Below are 18,571 nucleotides of genomic sequence, written 5' to 3' on the forward strand. Positions count from 1 at the left end.
GCTTACCAGTCTTCCACCGGCAGACGATTCTTCTGTCTCTTGGGGTGAGCCCGGTTGGCCGGTGCTTCGCCTGGAGCGATTGAGGCGTAGGGCTTTTTAGCTGCCGTGGCATGCGCTCTACGAACCGCGTCCCGACGCTCCCGTTTGGAGAGCTTGGCAGCATCAGCGATGGCAGATATCTCACGGCGTAGAGCCACTTTTTCTATGCTTGAGCGCTGGTTGATAGCGCGCAATTGAGCGCGTTCCGCATCATGCTCCCACAAGGTCACCGGTTCAATGCGGCCATCGCGGCGTCCGACGGGTCGAAACGATCGGGTATCTGGATCACGAACATAGATATGGCTGATATCACGGGGATCGTATCGAACCTCAAGCTTACCGAGCCGGTCGCGTTCTGGAACGAAAGACCCGAGCCAGGAGCAATAGTAATGCAATGCGAACATGCTCAATCCCTGTGGTGAAAGTTGTCGGCCAGCGCTGGGCAGGAATGACAGAAGTACTCGTTGCGGCTCGTCCTCGTGTTCGGGCGACCCCCCGCTACCGCGTAGCCATTCTGCGGCCGGCACTTTCAGCGTTTTGGAATTCTCCTGTCTATTATGATCAAGGATTGCCAACGCCAGGCAGCGTTCCAATTCAGAGAAGCTCAGGCAAGCGCGCTGATGTGACGGATATTCGTCGCGATCGGCCACAGAACTTCCTGACGAACCGGGATATGTGGACAGCACCCCATTGAGCTTGCCCAAAAGCCGCTCGACAACGCCGCCTTGATGAACTCTACCGCGGTCGCGATGGCGAATACGAATCCCGTAGTCGTCGCAACCATGCTGAAAAGCATTTCCCTTGAATTCCTTGGCCGAGTCGGTGAGCAGAAGCTTCGGACGGCCGAACATTGGCCATGCATGGTGTATCGACCGAGCGGTAAGCCATTCGTCTTTCCGGCAGATCGCGTGTGCCAGACAAAGCGCAACAGACAAGACAGAGGGCTTTTCTAGGGTAAGGCAGAAGCCAAGAATGGCGCGGGTCGCAACATCGATGACGATCGTCAGATACGGTCGACCGATGAATACGCCGCCGTTGTTGACCACCTCCACGAAATTTATGTCGGTCGGAGTATGGTCGATCTGGCAGACATCAAGCGGGTGCGGTGCGTGGATATAACCCGGCCGCGGCTTGAGCCGCATGAGATGCTTAGGATTGGCCGACCGTTTTTTGGCGATCTCTTCCACGGAGAATAATGACGGGATTCGCCGGGAAATCGTGACGTAGGAAGGGATAACGACGCCGGCTTCCTGACATCGGGCGCGGATCTCGGCAACAACCGGCGCAAGAGGCGGCGCTTCAAGTGTCATCCACTGCTCGCGCAATGTTGTTTGGATGATCTCCTCTGCCTTCTCCGATAGCCGCTTGCGCCGCTCGGAAGGCAGCCGAGGCAATAATGCTGTTATCGTTCGCTCAACCCGATACCGGGCAAGGAGATTATAGATTTGTCGGGATGTTAGCTGAAGTTCAGCCGCTGCCCTGGCAATCGCGTCTTTCTTGGCTCGTCCAGCATCCAAGACACGATCGAGTTCGCGGGCGGTTCTCCGCGCCTTCAACCAGTCTTCCTCGGAAGGAAAAGGGCCGGCTCCACGATTTTGAAGTGGCTTTGGCATGCGCTGCCCCGTCGAAGTCGTTAGCGAAAATCTGGGCTATTTTTGCGCGCTAACTCTAACAAACGTATGACGTTTTGCCGTTTGAAATTCCAAAGTAAAAGCGACACCGGCATTGCGCTCACCCGTCTCGACGAGCGGATTTCTCGCTCGCCCGCCGGCGCTGGCTTCCTCGAGAGGCAAGACTTCGCCGACGCCTGCGCCTCGCTGTGGATCGACGGCGAGCTCGTCCATCTCGAGGATCTCGTTCTCCACGACGCCACTCGCGACATCCGCACCCCGACCCACGAACTGACCATCGCCCGCGACGTCCTGCGTACCCGCCGGCGTATCGCCGCGCAGCCGCCCGGCTGGGCGCTCAGCCCCGACGGCCTCCGCAGCCTGCGCAGGCACAACGTTTTGGCGGGGCAGGCGTGGCCTGCAGCATCTCTGGATGACAGCGCCACCGAGAGCAAAGACGCCGCGGTGCCTGTTGATGCGACGGAAGCCGGGGAGGGCGAGGACAGCGACGACGCCAGCGTCCTCGACGCCGAGCTGGCCGCCATCGATGCGGTGTTGGCGCGCTCGGAAGCCGTGTTGAAGAGCGCGGCCGCGCCAACAAGTCGGGTGCGGGATCGTGACCCACTTGTCTATGATCTCGACTGGGACGAGGACGCGCGGCTGGAGGAATGGCGCACCGTGCTGCGCCAGGCCGAAAATCTGCCGCCGGTGCTGCAGGCCGTGGTCGCCCTCGATGCCTGGAACACGATCGAGGTTCTGCAGCACGCGCCTTGGCTCGGCCGGCACCTCGCAGCCTCGATCCTGCGCCAGGGTGGCATTGCCACGGGCGCTCACCTGGTGGCGATAAATCTCGGCCTGAAAACCATCCCGGTTGATCGGCGCCGGCATCGCAGTCGAGAGGTTCGGCTGCTGGCCATTGCCGACGGGCTGATTGCGGCCGCCGAGATCGGGATGAAGGAACATGATCGCCTGGCGCTGGCTCGAACACTGATGGAGCGAAAGCTGGACGGGCGCCGGACGTCTTCAAAACTGCCGGAGCTGGTTGAGTTGGTGATGGCCAAACCATTGGTGTCGGCAAAAATGGTGGCGAAGACGCTCGAGGTGACGCCGCAGGCGGCGCGCAGAATTGTTATGGAGCTGGGGTTGCGGGAGATGACGGGGAGGGGGAGGTTTCGGGCATGGGGGATTATCTAGTCGGATAAGTTCTTCTGCCGCCGTCTGTGACGCTGTTTTCCCGTAGCCCTGGCTTCGTAGGCTCACGTTTTCTTCTGCGCACCTCTCTGATGAGCGCTAACACGAAGTCCGGATGGGAAACAGGTCCTCGCCGTAATGGTGAAGCCTCGTGTGATGGCGACGACATAGCCACCGGACTTTCAAAGGCTCATCATATTGATCGTGATGGGCATCGACGGCTGCGTTGCCGCAGACCTCACACGTGTTCTTCCTCAGTTCGCCCACCTTTAAGGCACGCTGCACGATGAGGTGAGCCTCATACTTTGTCGGATTGGCTCGTCGCCAGTTTGCCTGACGGGTATCGGTCTTGAGCATCTAGGTAGTCTTCCCGATCAGTTCAGGGTGTAGCGCTTCCAGGGTATCGCCTGCATAGGCACCCGCGACAGAAAATTAACGAGATCACGTCGACCACGATATGTCGGGACGCCCCGGCTGTTTTGCGCCATGAGAACAATCGGCACGCCGGGGAATGCTGGCTGGAAGCTATAAGCAACCTCATCGGCTTGAGGGCCGCTGTTGAGAACGTGCGGCTTAACAATGACGACGGCGAATGTGACGCCCTGCTCGCGAACTAATGCGCCTTCAAACTGCATTTCTTCTCTCCTTTGATGAAGAGGCCGCCTCACTCCAGGCGGCCTCAGGTTTTAACCACGTGGCGGGAACGGGTCGCGACCGTAGGAATCCTTGTCCCGGATTTGACCGTTGGGACGGTGGATGACCACTTCGCTCTGCTGGTTGATCGCAATCTTGCGAGCAGCAGCAGCCGCGTCGGCCTGCGTTCCATGCGTGGAGGTCACTCGCTCATTTCCAGCGCCCCGCACGGCCCATTCGCCGTTGTGGGGAACCACATGCTGATTTTTCTTTGTCATTGCATCAGATTCCTTTTTCTTGAGTGCCAATCGACTTTACATTAATTAAAATTTAATTGTCAATATGGCTAATGTGGTTTACGGACTGGGGTATATATTTTACGCATGGAGTGATCATGACCATTGAGATGAAAAATGTGCTGGAGTTAGCCGATGCGGCGTTATCCGCTGACTACACGCGCGTACGCAGAGCCGCGAATGCGCTCGCGCGAGACCTCGACAAGAATGGTGAGACCTCCATTGCCAAGGAACTCAAGGCGCTGGTTCGGAAGAGGGGGGTGCCTTTGAAGGCGTCCGGTTACATGGAGTCCCTGCCTGTCGACTCGAAATCCCGGTTGCCGCTTGTCGAAGAGCAGACTTGGCCCGATACACCTATTTTCCTAAATGAAAGCGGTTGGCGCGTGTTCAGCGATTTCATCGCGGATGCCCGTCGCATTGATGACTTGAGTGCCAAAGGATTGGCGTCGCGACTAGGGCTTCTGCTCTCCGGCCCGCCCGGAACAGGTAAGTCTCTTCTTGCCGGGCACATCGCTGCACAGTTGTCACGACCCCTCTACGTCGTCCGGCTCGACTCCGTGATATCCTCGCTGCTCGGCGATACGGCAAAAAATATTCGCTCGGTTTTTGATTTCGTACCGGCGCGGAACGCTGTTCTATTTCTTGATGAAATGGATGCTGTTGCAAAATTGCGGGATGATCGACACGAGCTGGGCGAGCTCAAGCGTGTGGTCAATACCGTCATTCAAGCGCTTGATGGGCTGGACCCGAGTTCGATCGTGGTTGCTGCAACAAATCATGCTCACCTTCTCGATCCTGCGATCTGGAGAAGATTCCCCTACAAGATAGATCTTGGGCTTCCGGAGGAAAGCGTCCGTGCCGATCTTTGGCGGCATTTTCTCTTTGAGGATAAAGATGAAGATGGTCGCGCCGAACTGTTTGCTACAGTGTCCGAAGGACTATCGGGGGCCGATATCGAAACGATGAGCTTGTCAGCACGGCGTCATGCGGTCCATGATTCGCGTGACATCGATTTTGGAGCCGTCATTGCGGCTCTGTTAGAGCCCAGCTCAGGGCGGACCGCCCCTGTCCAACGGCAGCCATTGGACGCCGAGCAAAAGCGGCAGGTGGCGATAGCATTGAAGGAGAAACACGGTATTGCGGGCGCGGATACCGCCCGCATCCTTGGTGTGTCACGGCAAGCCATTTATGCATATTTGAAGCAACAGGATGGGGAGGCATAGCATGGCGGAAGTTCGAGACCAGCCCCTTCTCTATCCTGTTTTGAGCCTTCAAATGGACCCGGCGCTCCGGAGTCCTACAGGGCGCGGCAAGGGCATTGAAAGTATCGTCACGGAGCGCCTCGGCCGACAGCAGGAAGTTCTTGCGAGCGAAACACGCGATATCTATGAGCACCGCGCGGAGTTGCCGACATATTCGGGGCTAACTCACCTCGTAGTTCGTATGTTTACCGAAGATTCCCTCGCTCCGACACACACACCAGACGACCTCTTCTCCCAGCGTCACGGCTGCAGGCTGGTTGCACCCCTTCCAAGCGGTTATTTGATCGAGGCCGACATCAAACAGTTGCCTCGCCTTCTCGACGCGATCCAACGTCCGGTCGGCTATGCGGTGCAAGCAGACATATCGCGAGTTTCGTCACTGGAGCGATTTGATGCGAAAAGTCGATTGCGCGGCCGGTCAGTCAATGAGCTCTGGAATTCCGCGCCGGAGGATGACGATGGACGTTTGTTCGTGGTCTGGCTTGCTCCTTTTCGTGATCGTGATGCCAAGGTAGAGGTCCTGGAGCGTATTCAGGGCTTTGCCAATGAGAGGTTGGTATTGCCGACTTTCACGAGTGTACGGTTGACGCTAGGCACATCAGAGCAAGCGGAAGAACCGCGCGCTTTAACGACGCCGCGACAATCCAGCATAGCAAGGGCCATGCGGGATTACCGAAACACCGGCGTCGGCCGAGCCACGGTTCGTATTCCGAACAAAGAAGGATTGCGGCAGCTAATCGCCTCCGGTGCTTCCTATCGAATCGATCCTGTGCGGCCCATCAGAGTGGCGGCCCCTGGCGAAGGAGCTGAGCCTCCTGCGCCGGTAATCGATCAAAACGCACCCGTCGTCGTTGTCGTGGACGGGGGACTGCATGCGAAAAGTTACAGCGCAGCTGAAGCCTTCAAGGCAACGCCTTTCGTGACGAATGCCCAAGCTGATAAGCTTCATGGCAACTGTATCAGCTCACTCGTTGTCCATGGCCACGCCTGGAATAATAATCGATTGTTGCCGGAGCTGAACTGCCGCATTGGATCGGTTCAGGCGGTCCCCCATAAGAACGCAAACCGTCGTTTCGATGAGCGTGAGTTGGTTGACTACCTGACGGAGGTTGCACGTCTTTATCCAGAGGCACGCGTCTGGAATATTTCCGCCAATCAAGATGGCATCGGCTTAGACCCCTCAGAAGTGAGCGTTCTTGGGCACGAAATCAGCCTCCTGGCGAGATCGGCGGGCTTTCTCCCTGTGATCTCCGTTGGAAATGTCAGCCCGGACAATAATTCTCGACCCAACCCGCCAGCTGATTGTGAAGCGGCAATTGTTGTCGGTGGCCGTCAGGCGCTCCCAGATGGAACGCCGGGCGACCGTTGCCCTGCCTGCCTGCCCGGTCCTGGCCCCGATGGGATGATGAAACCGGACTTATCGTGGTTTTCAAATCTCAGGATGCTGGGTGGAGTTGTCGATACGGGAAGCAGTTACGCAACGCCGTTGGTATCGTCTTTGGCAGCCCACACTTTCGATAGCTTACGTGAACCAACGCCGGATCTGGTTAAGGCTCTCCTCATCAATTCAGCGGAACGCAGCGAGCACGATCCCAACCTCGGTTGGGGAACGCCGTATCAAGGGCACCTTCCTTGGACCTGCGCGCCTGGCAGCGTCACGCTTGCGTGGCGGGCACAACTCGAGCCGGGAACCGCATACTACTGGAACGATATTCCCATCCCTCCCGAGCTGGTGCGAGATGGAAAGTTGTTTGGGCGCGCCAGCCTGACCGCCGTGCTGCGACCCCTCGTTTCGCCGTTCGGCGGCGCGAATTATTTCGCCTCTCGGTTGGAGACATCTTTGATGTACCCTACTGGGCCAAAGAAATGGCCCTCCCTTCTTGGTTCAATGAAGGAATCGACACTGCCGGAGAACGACGCTCGTGAAGAGCTGCGAAAATGGCAACCGATCAGAAGGCATTGCCGGGATTTTACCAAAAGCAGTGGGCTAGGCTTTTCCGGGTCGCATATGCGGCTATATGCGCGCGTTTACATGCGCGACCTCTACCAATTTGGGTGGACGCATCACAGTCAGGCTGGGCCGCAAGAAGTGGCTTTCGTACTCACGCTTTCGAGCGCTGATGGAGAGAAGTCGATCTATGACTCGACAGCTCGTGCGCTTGGAAACTTCGTTGAAAGCGCGGTCTTGAACCAAGACATCGAGGTCTCGAATGAGATTTAGAAGGTCGACGTCTTCCGAATCTGCAATTACCCCTGCAATCGAGGCAGTTACGTGAGGAGTGGCCGGCTTTCCTTCGGTTTTTCCGAGAGAGAATTTGGCGAAGCGTTGGCTCTCAGGACCGCTACCGTGGGAGTGAGGCCGGTAGATGCCGTCGAACAGCTGATGACACAAATTCTCGTCGAAAATCTTCGGCAGCAAGCAACTTTAGAGCTCCGGAAGATCCCCTCGGTGAAGCTTCACTCGATGTATTTCAAGGAGCGCTGTGCATCCTTGGCGCGGCTTGCGGACATCGGATACGAAACCTGGTATGTCGAGCTGGCCTTTTCCACAACCAAAGAGACCATGGTTGACGTCGTTGAGATTGACACGCAGGGTTTGCAACTCAGTCCCATAAATTATGGCCCTGCGGGGCTGATGTCCATCGACTTTGGTCGAAGCAGCTAAAAACGCAAACAAACCACATCCTGCGTCTGAACCACGTGACGATTCCGCCCAGCATGTTTCTTGAAACCAAGAAAATGATGGAGGCGATCCCCCTTGAGCAGCCGCTGGTCGCGAACCCTCGACCTGGGCCGCGTACGCAAGGCTATGAGTTCGGGATCGAGGGCTTTGAGTTTGTTGCATTTGACCATTTGATTACCGGGGAGCGTTGTTTCTGTTCATGCGCACGCCCGGCCCATGGCAAAATGATATCAGAGGCTATGCGGATTGCGTCTCATTCAGGCGCATGGACCTATCAGGTTGTTCGATTGTTGTCGGATGCGACCTACATCGACGAAATATGCCACCTGTGTATCGCCCGTCGCTCGGGACCGGAGGCTGCTGCTGATCTCTACGGTGATGATATTGGGGAGTTTATCGCGCCGTATATCGATCAGCTGGACCCCTCTAAAAACCTCCCCCTTTTCGGCAAATCGTGATTCAATCCGACATGCGCGATTTGGCGGGAGCAGATGATGCGGGGGCAGCCTGGTTTCTTTGATCTGGACGAGCGTTATGAACGGCTGAGCGCCGTGGGCGATCCGCTCGAGAAGCTGAATGCCATCATCCCGTGGCCTGTGTTCGCGAAGCCGCTGGCCAAGGCGCTGAAGCGATCGGATGGATCAAAAGGCGGGCGTCCGCCGTTTCCGGCGGTGCTGATGTTCAAGATCCTGGTGCTCCAGGCGCTCTATAATCTCTCCGACGACCAGGCCGAGTTCGTCATCCAGGACCGGCTTTCGTTTATGCGGTTCCTGGGGCTCGGCCTTTCCGACAAGGTGCCGGACGCCAAGACGATCTGGCTGTTTCGCGAAAGTCTCGTGCGAGCCGGTGCCATCGATAATCTGTTCGCTCGCTTCGACAAACATCTGTCGCGGTCCGGGTATCTGGCCAAGGGCGGGCAGATCGTCGATGCGACAATCATCCAGGCTCCGAGGCAGCGCAATAATCAGGAAGAGAAAGACGCGATCAAAGCCGGTGAGATACCGCAGGACTGGAAGGAGAAGCCCGCCAAGCTTGCCCAGAAGGATCGCGATGCGCGTTGGACGGTGAAGTATTCCAAGGCGAAGCAGCCGAGGGAAACGCCGACATCAGCGCCAACGAAGACCCATGACATCGCCATTCCGATGTTTGGTTACAAAAATCACGCGGGCATCGACCGGGCACATGGCTTCATACGGGGATGGACGGTGACAAGTGCGAGCGCCCATGACGGTGCCCAACTCCGGAATGTCGTGACCAAGGACAATAGCGCCTCAACGGTCTGGGCCGACAGCGCCTACCGATCCAAGACGAACGAGGAGTGGCTGGTAAGGAATGGCCTGAAGTCGGACATTCATCAGCGAAAGCCGAAGGGCAAGCCAATGCCGGAAACGACGTCGCGGGCCAACGGGCGACGATCCAAGATCAGGTCCGCTGTCGAGCATGTCTTTGCAAGGCAGAAGGATAAGATGAAGCTCTTCATCAGGACCATCGGGATTGGAAGGGCCAAGGTGAAGATTGGCATGGCCAATATCGCCTACAACATGCTCCGATACGTCTTCCACGAAGGTCGCCATGCCGCCGCATGACGACGGCCACCCCGCAAGGGGCGGGAATGCCAATACAGACAGTTCAAATATCACCACCGAGAGCGGCGGTAGGCTCAGATCACCCCGTCAATGCAGGAAATCGGGGTAAATCGAGGTGTCCAGCTGATGTTGATGCCTGGAATGGACAAGCCCACTGCGCGTTCCGAAGTCCAGTACACTCTTGGTCTTAGCCGATGGGTGAGGGAGGCGGAAATGTACAGTCTGCTGAAAAAGCTATTTCCCGACCAAGTTATCCTAAGGGAGGCGTCGCCCCCATGGCTGGGGCGCCAACGATTAGACGTGTATCTGCCCGCCATCGGCCTTGCTCTGGAACACCATGGTGAGCAGCACTACAGAGCCATTGCTGCATTCGGAGGAGAAATGGCGCTGAAACGGAACATGGAGCGCGATGCCTTGAAGAGAAGTCTCTGTGAACAAAATGCGGTCCAACTTGTCGAGATTCGATTTGATGAGCCAATGACTTTGCCAATTCTTCGCCAGAAACTCCGGCGTTTCATGCGGACCTAGCTGATCTAGCGGCATTCAATCGTCCCGTAGGGACCGTTCTATATTCTCTATGAAGGTTTTGATCAGATCGGCGGTTTCCTGAACGAATACCTTGGTAAAGATGCGCAGTTCGGTTCCTTCCTTGTCAAAACCATTGCGATGGACACAGTCATGTCGAAGCAGCACCGCCTTGAAAAGGCGTGGCTTGTCTGTGATCAGGTTCAGGATGCGGACCCCTAGCGCGATGTTGTAGAGAACGTCGACTTTGGCGAGATTGTGATACTGAATCGACCGGAGATATTTGCGGACCCGTTTACCAACCAGAGCCGGATCTCTCGAAATTTCGGCGAGTGTGAATTTCTCCTTCGCCAGCTCCTCGTCTTGCCCAAGCAGCCGCCTGAAAGCCTCCGGGTCGCGCTCGACTTGATTTATCAGCCGGTCGGCCAGATAGGCTTCCATCGCAGTGATCTGATGCGAAAAGATCATCCGATTGACCAAGTGACCGCCACTGTCGCCTCCATAGTCCGCGAGCAGGTCGCCTGTATGATGGTAGGAGCTCATGAAAACTGTGAGCGGATCATCCGGAACAGAGTAATCGACCCATTCGTCAGGTTCCGGCTCACCGTGCTCCAGCCCATAATCGAAATCCCGTATGACCTCGTGCGGTCCTGCATTGGTGATATGGTAATTCTCGATACCGATGGGATACTCCCACAGACCCCAGCTTAGCTCTCCAAGTTCCGGATGATCGATGACAGCTTCATAGTGGATTTCCGATCCCATCTGCCGTTCATCACCACCGACTGCGTCCCAATCCAGCTCGTCGCTTTCGATTTCGTAGATTTCGCCAGTTTCACCATGCCTAATTTGAGCCGTTCCCCTGCAGTAAATCTCCATAAGCTCCTCCCATTTCAGGCTCGGCGAGATGCGGTGGAATTAGAATGAACGCGGCCATTATGATTCGCTACCGTGCGCCTTTCATTCGGCAAGAGGTTCATTCTCATGGGCCGGCCCAGAATTTCTTCCTGAGGCAATTCGCCTGACTTCCAAATCCGGTGGAATCAGATATCCTCCCTTTCGGAGCCGATCGCCAGGGCTGCAAGCGACCCTAAAGGCGGCAATTTAGAGATACCAGTCCTCACCTAAACGGCAACCAATCTGCCGGCGCAAGGTGACATGAAGCGCTTGTGTTCACCGTATCAGACGCCGGAGTGAATTGGATTTGTCATGTCTATCCACAAAGAATGCGTTGACGCCCTGCGTGCGAAATACCGCGCGTTGACGGGGAACAAACTTGTCGCGGGACACGCCCACGAAATTGTTGCCGCCTATTTCGGATACGGAACTGCGGCAGCACTTCGCGCGGAAGGGAAATATCCGCTTACTTCGCTCGAAGAAGCTGAACTCCTGATGCCGGCGCTCGCGGTTATGGACCAGAGAATTGCTGAACTGCAGGGAATTCCCGATGACCTGCCAACCTCAGACGAACTTGCATCGCAGATTTCAGCGTTTCTTGTCGAAGCGGGGCATTTCTCGGGTAAGATCTGGAGCAACAGAAACATCGGTGAGGAAGTCAGTACATACGCTTACGAAAATCCGCTTACGATCCTTGACGAGCTCTCGGGGGAGATGGCGACGACGAATGCGTACTTCGATGGCTTTTATATCGATGAAGTAGACGTATCATCGAATGACGAAGGCCTCACAGTGATGCTTACAGGTACTGCCGAGGGCGAGCAGGATCAAGACAGGGTGTTTTCAGGCGACAAGATCAACTTCACAACCTACGTGACGTTCGACCTCGTGGCTGGACGCGTGGCCTATCGAGAGGCTGAATTCGATACAGGTGGCAGCGTCGATGACTCCTATTATTTCGACGATGATGCCGCGTGACTGAGGTCGGGACCGTGATTGATGACAGCGATGGCGGTCCCACACACGCTCGCACCTTCTGGCCGTTCGGCACGAATTTCGACACCCCGCGTTCGCACCGGAAATTCTGAGAGGCTGAATCGCATGGGGAATCGACGCTAGTACCTCAGAGCTTGGACTGGGCGAGACGAGACGACAGGAACTTTTCGATTTTGCTGCCGATCTCAGGAAATACGAACGTGAGAAATGGTAGCGTATCTTCATCGGGTAGATAGCGTTGATCACCTGCGCGGATGTTCTCCCGGATCGTGCGGGCGCGCTTTTCCCACTTTCCGCTCTTGTCCTGGGCTTTGATCAATTCCTCGCATCCATATTCCTTGAGGGCAAATCCCATCGCGAGCGCGTGTTCCGGATATCCGTCGCAAATGCGGTGCGCGACCTCGATGAGGTGTTTGAAGTCCCAACCGACCGGGCGCTTTTCGCGTGCGCTTAGGACGCCGTTCATCAGACCAGTAACGGCGCGGTCGTGTCTGTCGTTCGTTGGAGGTGTAACGCCGCGGGCCGAGAGTTCTGCGACCAGGCTCCGCCACGTTTCCTCAGCGGACAGTGGGTCGGGAGTGTGCTGATTGCGCGCCAACCAAAATGCGCAAATCCTTTCACGCAGGTCGCGATCCCGCGTTTCGAGCTCGATCCTTGCGTTTTCGAGGAGCAACTGAGACTGGCCGTCGTAGTCGAAGGCCCAGGCTGACTGTGATTCCAGATCTATTCTCAAATCGCGGAAGGCGACGATCTGAGTTGCCCAGTCATCTCTGATGACGCCCGATACCAGTTCCGGGACGCGGTAATGCGCACGGAGGTAGAATATGCCGCTACTCTCGGACAAAGCCGCTGTCTCTTCATCGACAACGAGAATGTTGGAGTTATTGGAGAACAGCAGGTCGTCCGTCGTCATGCGCCGATAATCGGGGTCAAATCCTGCCATAATCCAAATGAGCAATGCGCCTTCACTGCGGTAGAATGTGCGACGTCCTGCTACCACGTCGAGGAAGGTCGTCGACAGCTGCGCCTCGAAAGCCACCCGGCCAAAGGTGGTAAGAGCCTGCACATCGGGCTGACGTCGGCTGCCGGGGTCTCGGGCAGAGCGCCACTGCCTTTCAGAGAGGATTTCGCTGTTCGAGGGGTCGGCTGCAAGACTGCGCAGGAGCCGTTCCTTGATCTTTCGATGAGCGACACTTTCTCGCTGGCCATCATATTTGAGCGCCCGGATCTCATCGCGGCTCAATGCCGAACGGGTGATCGACGGGCAAGAACCATCCTCCCGGCAGTGGCGAAAAAAGAAACGCTTCTCGCGAGAGGCAACCAGATAGACTGGCGTCGCGCAAAGCCCGCATGCGAAAAGCGGCTTGTCCGCTAGATTTTCCCGGATCGAAACGCGCTCCGCGACCAACCGGTCATAGCGCTTTTGAGAGATAAAAGCTGTGGTTTCAAAGAATTCCCCGCTCTCCAAATCGAGAATCTCGGTGATCTCAGGCTTTTCGACGGGCTCGGCAAAAGCGAGTGGGTCAAAGGTGACATTTCCTTGCATGATCGCACCTGGTTTCACGAGTCACTCGAAGATAGGCAGATTCGGTTGCTTTCATGCACGCAAAATGAAGAATTACGTTTGACGAAAGAGCGTAGGTGAGGCGCAAGAAATGAATCGATCCTTTTCCGATAGACATGGTTATCGTGGCCCGGAACCGGAAATCACGATCCGCGAGGATGCTCCCGACTTTCTGCGGTTCCAGGTCGCGAGCATCGCGCGAAGCTGCGGACTAAGCCCGACCGCGATCCGGACCATCGTATGCGATATATTGCTCGAGGTTCCAGATCCTCGCAACTGGAGCGAATACCCAAACATCTGGGATGAAGTCCTCGGCTTGTTGAGAGGGTGCGACTGGTACAAGGTCTATGACATCGCTGAAGCACTTTGGCGCAACTTCGAATACCGCCCAGACGAACAGCGGCGCTTCGAGGATGATTTGAACAGGGTGTTCCGCGAGAAAGGGATCGGTTGGGAGCTCAAAGATCCGGATGGAATAGTGTTTCGTGGTGATCCGACTTTCGCGATTGCGACTGAGCAGGCGGTCGAAGCTTTTGCGCAGAGCGGTAGGTACACGGCGGCCGGCGAAATCCGTGAGGCGCTGAAGGATATCTCACGTCGTCCGGATCCAGACCGCACAGGCGCCATTCAGCATTCGATGGCTGCGCTCGAATGCGTCGCTCGAGACATGACAAACGCCCCCAATCAGAATCTCGACCAGATTATCAATAGTCTGGCCCTGACTCCGCCTTTGGGGGATGCGGTCCATAAGTTATGGGGTTACGCCTCACAGAATGGACGTCATGTGCAGGAAGGCCGAGACGCGACGGCCGCCGAGGCAGAGCTCGTTGTCAGTGTTGCGTGCAGCCTCGCCGTATTTCTGCTGAGGCGGACTTAAAACCCGCGGCAAATCGCTCTGTGCCGGTAACAACTATGCCTGTGGGATAGACCGCCGCTACAGTCGTGGAACGATGTTCTTCTCTCTTTTTGCGGGTATATTCGCGAGACCACGAGTCTCGAAGGATCCACGATGCATATCTCCCGCGTTCAATTGGTAAACTATCGAAATTTCGAGCGGGCAAACTTTCATTTCAACAAGGGCATTAATACGATCATCGGCGAGAACGGTTCGGGAAAGACGAACCTGTTCCGCGCAATGCGGCTGATGCTCGACGATGATTTCCTCCGCTGGGCGTACCGGCTTGAAGAGGGTGACTTTCACCGCGGCCTCGGCAATTGGCGGGGGCATTGGATCATCATTAGCATTGAGTTTGCGGAGGTGTCCCAGGAGGAAGCAATCCAGGCCCTTTTCCTCCATGGCACCGGCGTCATCGAAAACGACGCCGTCGCGAGAGCCACTTATAATTTGATTTTCCGACCTAACGCCGCGACGCGCACGCTTCTCAGCCAACTTGCTGAGGGAGATCATGCCGGCCTCGCGGGGATCTTAAACACGATCACGCTTGACGATTACGAGACGGTCTTCACCGGTAAAAGCACTGCTGATTTCTCCGATCCAGCCGTCTATCAGGCGTTGGTTGGCGATTTTGCCACAGTGCAGTTTCCCGAGGAGCTTCAACCCGCGAGCCTCGGCGGTCGGGTTCCAGGGATCATGTCCGTGAGCAAGGAGGTCTGCTTCACTTTTGTCCAAGCGTTGCGTGATGTCGTCAGCGAGTTCCAGGGGCAGCGGACCAATCCATTGCTGACGCTTTTGCGCAGCAAGAGTGGCGAAATTGACCCCGCTGCATTGGCGCCGATCACCGAGCGCGTCAAAGCGCTTAATACCGAGATCGAAGCGCTTCCCGATGTTGGCGAAATCAGAGCCGATATACGGCAAACGATCCGCGATGCAGCGGGAGAAACATATTCGCCTGCGAGCTTGGCGGTGAGGTCGGCGGTCCCCCACGAAGCCGACCGGCTGTTCCAATCATTGAAGCTGTTCGTCGGCGAAACGGACGACGACTATGAGGGAGCCATCAACGAGTTGAGCCTCGGTGGTGCCAACCTGATCTACCTGACGCTGAAGCTCCTCGAGTTTAAATACCAGAAAGCGAAGCAGGCGTGCGCAAACTTTCTGTTGATCGAGGAGCCCGAGGCTCATATCCACACGCACATCCAGAAAACTCTGTTTGACCGCCTTAGCTACCCCGATACCCAGGTAATTTATTCCACCCACTCGACCCAGATCTCAGAAGTCAGCAACGTTGAAAACGTTAATATCCTAGGGCGCAGTGGCTCACGCTGCGAGGCTTTCCGGCCGAGTGCGGGACTTGATGAGCCGGAGATCAGAAGCATCCAACGGTATCTCGACGCGGTTAGAAGCAATCTCCTTTTCGCTAAAAGTGTCATCCTTGTTGAAGGCGATGCGGAAGAAATCCTCGTGCCTGTCCTCGTCAAAGAAGTTCTCGGGGTGAGCCTCGATGAACTGGGCGTCAGCCTGATCAACATCCGCAGCACCGGATTCGAGAATGTCGCGGTGCTTTTCCACGACCTTAGAATAAGAAGACGATGCGCCATCGTCACCGACCTTGACGCGACGTTCTTCAATACGGAGCCCGCCGAGGACGATACGAAGGCGCTGAAGGGCGCGAAAGAAAAAGCAATCGGAGCCCAGGCGGCCGGGGTCGCCCGGCGGGCAAGACTGACGGCGTTCAAGGACGGCAACGACTGGGTGTCCGTCCATTATGCTCCGAGAACGTTCGAAGTCGACTTCGTGGCGGCGGGAAACTGGGAACTTGCTGTTTCAGTCTTGAACGCGGTCTATAAGGACAATCCGACCATAGTTGCTGCAACTGCGGAGTTGAGATCCAACGATCCGGCAGTGTTTGGCCGTCGAATCCTTGCCATGGCGGATTATGCCGGGAAGGGTTGGCTCGCAATCCAGATGGCCAAGCAGGTATCCTCCTCGACGCGCATCCCGGACTATCTGGTCGAAGCGATCTTTTCCGCCCATCGACCGATCGGTCGCGCTGTTCTCGCAAATATGATCGAGCACCGCCTGAAATTTCACCAGGATCCCGCGGTGATCGGCGACGCACAGCTTGCGCAGCTCAGGGAGCAGGTAAGATCATTCCGCGCTGGCGAGCTGGCGATAGAGCCGCTCCGGGAAGCATTGATCGCTGCGGTCGCCGGCGACGTCATCATCGATGTCATGGGACATGCCTGATGGTTTTCGTATGGCAAAATGGCGACCTCAATGATGAGCAGACTGATGCCGTCCTTCATGACGGGAGCGTTTTCCTTGCTGCATGCCCGGGGAGTGGGAAGACGAGAGCTCTGACGTACAAGATCGCCCTCGAACTGTCGAAGCTGGAAAGCGAACGCCACTGGGTGGTCGCCATTACCTACACGCATCGTGCCGCCGAAGAGATTGCTGAACGTATCGAGAAGCTTGGGGTGTCGACCGATCGACTCTGGATCGGCACGATACATTCGTTTTGTCTCGACTGGATCATTAGACCGTATGCTATCTATCATGATCGTCTTGCCAAAGGGTTCCGGGTGATTGACCAGCATGAAACCGATGACATCCTGACGGAACTCTGCCAGCAATCTCCGAATTTTGTCCGCCCGCTGGATTGTCGGTATTATTTCACGACGACTGGTTTCGAGCTTGAGGGAGCAAATCCGAACCGCCGAGCAGCAGCAACAGCCGTCCTGCAACGCTATTGGGATCGGCTTCAGGAACACCGGCAACTGGACTTTGAGATGATCTTGAGCTGCGCGCACGACTTGATCGCCAGCAATCCCACGATTCCCGTGCTGCTTGGATCTCTATTCCGCTATATCCTCGTTGACGAATATCAGGACACCAAAGAGATCCAATACGCAATTGTTGCCGCCATTCTAAGGGGATCGGCCGGAAACACGAGAACGTTTATCGTCGGGGATCCCAACCAGGCAATATACGGTTCCTTGGGCGGCTATGCGATGACTCGGCCAGAATTTGCTGCGCGCGCTGGCATCGATCTCGCAGAGAAAAGCCTGTCGAACAATTACCGCTCCTCCGAAAGGATCGTCGGCTATTTCTCGAACTACTGTGTCGTGCCTGCGGCCATTGAGGCTGTCGGCAAAGACCGCGACTACGGAAGCTTCATTTCCTTCGACCAGGAGATCAATCACCAAGAGCTGGATGATGAGATCGTGCGGCTCATTCGCCATAATGTCGAAACGCTTGGAATTTCGCCGCACGAGATCTGCGTTGTTGGACCGCAATGGGTGCAACTGGCGGCGATAACTCGACGCCTCGTGGCGGCGCTGCCCGAATACAATTTTGACGGCCCGGGCATGGCGCCATTTTCGCGAGACCAAGAAAATATCTGGTTCAAGATATCTCGGCTTGCATTAACTCGGCCAGAGCCACAAATGTTCGTTCGAAGGATGCGCTGGGCTGGCGAGGTTCTGGAGCATTTTCGGTCTGTAGGCATCGACACGTCGAAAACCTCTCGACGGGATCTTTTGCGCCACTGCAATCAAATTCAGATCCTGGTCGATGATGGCCTCGAATACCTAGAGCTGTTTTTTGACGAGCTGCTGCTGTCGCTCGGGATCGACATTGCGCTATTTCCGTCGCTCGATGATCATCGCACGGCATTTTTCGAACGTTCGAGAATCCAAATCGAACGGCTGGAAAACGCCGGTGTGCAAGCGGTATCCAACATTGCGATGTTCAGGCGCGTGTTCGCGGCACGCTCCGGAATCACGATATCAACCATTCACGGTGTCAAAGGGGCTGAATTCGATTCGGTGATAGCATTTGCGCTGCTCGAAGGCATGGTTCCGCATTTCGCTGATCCTAACGCGCTAGATAGCGCCAAGAAGCTCCTATATGTGATTGCATCGCGCCCGCGAAAGAACCTTCATTTGATTGCCGAGGTCGGGAGGGTCAATGGGATCGGCGAGCCGTACGAGACGACAGATATCCTTGCCGAGCATATTTTCGGTTATGACCTGATAGAAGCTATTGAGTAAGTAGACGCCGAGCTCGCTCGCGAACAGCGGGTCTCGGGCCGAGATGGACTTTAACTTGGATCAGGTGATCGTCGATCGGTATTGCACAGGCCGCAGCTGAATATGTGTGGTCCTCTACGTCGAATAAATTATCAAGTGCTTTCAGGCGTTTGAGAGACGTGAGAATTGAGTGTTGGTTCGATTCCTTTCACATCAGGATTTTTGTCAATTGGTCATTCGAGTGGCATCGAGTTTCTCCGTTTTAGGTGGATCCATGGTCTGAGCCCATAGCAATTACCGGCCCGTTCTCGCGCCTGTACAACCTCACATCCGGTCGCCGCTCTTGGCGGCAGGCACCAA

At 56.1% G+C, this 18,571-nt stretch carries 17 protein-coding genes; 10 read left to right on the plus strand and 7 right to left on the minus strand.

Features of this window, described 5'->3' with window-relative positions; translation table 11 throughout:
* Positions 1-2: 2 nt before the first annotated feature.
* Complete coding sequence (locus tag ACVTFQ_RS31625) at positions 3-1,652, minus strand: Mu transposase C-terminal domain-containing protein (RefSeq protein ID WP_269703682.1); 1,650 nt, start codon at positions 1,650-1,652, stop codon at positions 3-5.
* Positions 1,653-1,718: 66 nt separating this feature from the next.
* Between ACVTFQ_RS31625 and ACVTFQ_RS31630 the strand changes: the two genes are divergently transcribed.
* Positions 1,719-2,843 carry an RHE_PE00001 family protein gene (locus ACVTFQ_RS31630; RefSeq protein ID WP_371338339.1) on the plus strand — a complete coding sequence of 375 codons (1,125 nt, stop codon included), beginning with the start codon at positions 1,719-1,721 and terminating at the stop codon, positions 2,841-2,843.
* Between the two features lie 96 nt (positions 2,844-2,939).
* On the opposite strand, the gene ACVTFQ_RS31635 is transcribed toward ACVTFQ_RS31630, so the two are convergent.
* Genes ACVTFQ_RS31635 through ACVTFQ_RS31645 form a run of 3 tightly spaced genes read right to left on the minus strand, consistent with a single transcriptional unit; the run spans position 2,940 to position 3,751 of the window.
* Positions 2,940-3,197, minus strand: a complete 258-nt coding sequence (locus tag ACVTFQ_RS31635) for a hypothetical protein (RefSeq protein ID WP_215567775.1) — start codon at positions 3,195-3,197, stop codon at positions 2,940-2,942.
* Between the two features lie 17 nt (positions 3,198-3,214).
* Positions 3,215-3,475, minus strand: coding sequence for a hypothetical protein (locus ACVTFQ_RS31640; RefSeq protein WP_269703689.1), 261 nt, complete (start codon positions 3,473-3,475; stop codon positions 3,215-3,217).
* Between the two features lie 51 nt (positions 3,476-3,526).
* A complete protein-coding gene (locus ACVTFQ_RS31645; protein ID WP_112945516.1) occupies positions 3,527-3,751 on the minus strand; it encodes a DUF2188 domain-containing protein in 225 nt (74 codons plus the stop codon).
* A gap of 116 nt (positions 3,752-3,867) precedes the next feature.
* On the opposite strand from ACVTFQ_RS31645, the gene ACVTFQ_RS31650 reads away from it, so the two are divergent.
* From ACVTFQ_RS31650 to ACVTFQ_RS31670, 5 genes are all read left to right on the plus strand, one after another.
* Complete coding sequence (locus tag ACVTFQ_RS31650; RefSeq protein ID WP_269703693.1) at positions 3,868-4,992, plus strand: ATP-binding protein; 1,125 nt, start codon at positions 3,868-3,870, stop codon at positions 4,990-4,992.
* 1 nt (position 4,993) lies between these two features.
* Positions 4,994-7,252 (plus strand): S8 family peptidase, encoded by a 2,259-nt coding sequence (locus tag ACVTFQ_RS31655; protein WP_269703695.1) that lies wholly within the window; start codon positions 4,994-4,996, stop codon positions 7,250-7,252.
* 162 nt (positions 7,253-7,414) lie between these two features.
* Positions 7,415-7,696, plus strand: a complete 282-nt coding sequence (locus tag ACVTFQ_RS31660; protein WP_269703697.1) for a hypothetical protein — start codon at positions 7,415-7,417, stop codon at positions 7,694-7,696.
* A 53-nt stretch (positions 7,697-7,749) separates the two neighbouring features.
* Positions 7,750-8,172 carry a hypothetical protein gene (locus ACVTFQ_RS31665; RefSeq protein WP_269703699.1) on the plus strand — a complete coding sequence of 141 codons (423 nt, stop codon included), beginning with the start codon at positions 7,750-7,752 and terminating at the stop codon, positions 8,170-8,172.
* Positions 8,173-8,208: 36 nt separating this feature from the next.
* Positions 8,209-9,300, plus strand: coding sequence for an IS5 family transposase (locus ACVTFQ_RS31670; protein WP_269703701.1), 1,092 nt, complete (start codon positions 8,209-8,211; stop codon positions 9,298-9,300).
* A gap of 294 nt (positions 9,301-9,594) precedes the next feature.
* On the opposite strand, the gene ACVTFQ_RS31675 is transcribed toward ACVTFQ_RS31670, so the two are convergent.
* Positions 9,595-9,843 carry a hypothetical protein gene (locus ACVTFQ_RS31675; protein WP_470424649.1) on the minus strand — a complete coding sequence of 83 codons (249 nt, stop codon included), beginning with the start codon at positions 9,841-9,843 and terminating at the stop codon, positions 9,595-9,597.
* A complete protein-coding gene (locus ACVTFQ_RS31680; protein ID WP_269703704.1) occupies positions 9,844-10,704 on the minus strand; it encodes a hypothetical protein in 861 nt (286 codons plus the stop codon). It abuts the gene before it with no gap.
* 330 nt (positions 10,705-11,034) lie between these two features.
* On the opposite strand from ACVTFQ_RS31680, the gene ACVTFQ_RS31685 reads away from it, so the two are divergent.
* Positions 11,035-11,700 (plus strand): hypothetical protein, encoded by a 666-nt coding sequence (locus ACVTFQ_RS31685; RefSeq protein ID WP_269703706.1) that lies wholly within the window; start codon positions 11,035-11,037, stop codon positions 11,698-11,700.
* Between the two features lie 145 nt (positions 11,701-11,845).
* Here ACVTFQ_RS31685 and ACVTFQ_RS31690 read toward each other — a convergent pair whose 3' ends face one another.
* On the minus strand, positions 11,846-13,282 hold the full coding sequence (locus ACVTFQ_RS31690; protein ID WP_470424650.1) for a DUF6035 family protein: 1,437 nt from the start codon (positions 13,280-13,282) through the stop codon (positions 11,846-11,848).
* A 91-nt stretch (positions 13,283-13,373) separates the two neighbouring features.
* Here ACVTFQ_RS31690 and ACVTFQ_RS31695 point away from each other — a divergent pair, with 91 nt between their 5' ends.
* From ACVTFQ_RS31695 to ACVTFQ_RS31705, 3 genes are all read left to right on the plus strand, one after another.
* A complete protein-coding gene (locus ACVTFQ_RS31695) occupies positions 13,374-14,159 on the plus strand; it encodes an AbiJ-NTD4 domain-containing protein (protein ID WP_269703710.1) in 786 nt (261 codons plus the stop codon).
* Positions 14,160-14,291: 132 nt separating this feature from the next.
* The gene (locus tag ACVTFQ_RS31700; protein WP_269703712.1) at positions 14,292-16,427 is read left to right on the plus strand and encodes an ATP-dependent nuclease; all 2,136 of its coding nucleotides are present in this window, start codon (positions 14,292-14,294) and stop codon (positions 16,425-16,427) included.
* Positions 16,427-18,232 carry a UvrD-helicase domain-containing protein gene (locus ACVTFQ_RS31705; protein ID WP_269703713.1) on the plus strand — a complete coding sequence of 602 codons (1,806 nt, stop codon included), beginning with the start codon at positions 16,427-16,429 and terminating at the stop codon, positions 18,230-18,232. The genes ACVTFQ_RS31700 and ACVTFQ_RS31705 overlap by 1 nt, the downstream gene beginning before the upstream one ends.
* Positions 18,233-18,571 lie beyond the last annotated feature (339 nt).

The organism is Rhizobium sp. O111 (genome assembly GCF_055616315.1).

Excerpts from the sequence above, each read along its gene's own strand:
- ACVTFQ_RS31645 (WP_112945516.1), bottom strand. The coding sequence starts at position 3,751 with ATGACAAAGAAAAATCAGCATGTGGTTCCCCACAACGGCGAATGGGCC.
- ACVTFQ_RS31635 (WP_215567775.1), bottom strand. The coding sequence starts at position 3,197 with ATGCTCAAGACCGATACCCGTCAGGCAAACTGGCGACGAGCCAATCCG.
- ACVTFQ_RS31665 (WP_269703699.1), top strand. The coding sequence starts at position 7,750 with ATGTTTCTTGAAACCAAGAAAATGATGGAGGCGATCCCCCTTGAGCAG.
- ACVTFQ_RS31650 (WP_269703693.1), top strand. The coding sequence starts at position 3,868 with ATGACCATTGAGATGAAAAATGTGCTGGAGTTAGCCGATGCGGCGTTA.
- ACVTFQ_RS31625 (WP_269703682.1), bottom strand. The coding sequence starts at position 1,652 with ATGCCAAAGCCACTTCAAAATCGTGGAGCCGGCCCTTTTCCTTCCGAG.
- ACVTFQ_RS31640 (WP_269703689.1), bottom strand. The coding sequence starts at position 3,475 with ATGCAGTTTGAAGGCGCATTAGTTCGCGAGCAGGGCGTCACATTCGCC.
- ACVTFQ_RS31675 (WP_470424649.1), bottom strand. The coding sequence starts at position 9,843 with ATGCCGCTAGATCAGCTAGGTCCGCATGAAACGCCGGAGTTTCTGGCG.
- ACVTFQ_RS31700 (WP_269703712.1), top strand. The coding sequence starts at position 14,292 with ATGCATATCTCCCGCGTTCAATTGGTAAACTATCGAAATTTCGAGCGG.
- ACVTFQ_RS31670 (WP_269703701.1), top strand. The coding sequence starts at position 8,209 with ATGCGGGGGCAGCCTGGTTTCTTTGATCTGGACGAGCGTTATGAACGG.
- ACVTFQ_RS31680 (WP_269703704.1), bottom strand. The coding sequence starts at position 10,704 with ATGGAGATTTACTGCAGGGGAACGGCTCAAATTAGGCATGGTGAAACT.
- ACVTFQ_RS31630 (WP_371338339.1), top strand. The coding sequence starts at position 1,719 with ATGACGTTTTGCCGTTTGAAATTCCAAAGTAAAAGCGACACCGGCATT.
- ACVTFQ_RS31695 (WP_269703710.1), top strand. The coding sequence starts at position 13,374 with ATGAATCGATCCTTTTCCGATAGACATGGTTATCGTGGCCCGGAACCG.
- ACVTFQ_RS31685 (WP_269703706.1), top strand. The coding sequence starts at position 11,035 with ATGTCTATCCACAAAGAATGCGTTGACGCCCTGCGTGCGAAATACCGC.
- ACVTFQ_RS31660 (WP_269703697.1), top strand. The coding sequence starts at position 7,415 with ATGACACAAATTCTCGTCGAAAATCTTCGGCAGCAAGCAACTTTAGAG.
- ACVTFQ_RS31705 (WP_269703713.1), top strand. The coding sequence starts at position 16,427 with ATGGTTTTCGTATGGCAAAATGGCGACCTCAATGATGAGCAGACTGAT.
- ACVTFQ_RS31655 (WP_269703695.1), top strand. The coding sequence starts at position 4,994 with ATGGCGGAAGTTCGAGACCAGCCCCTTCTCTATCCTGTTTTGAGCCTT.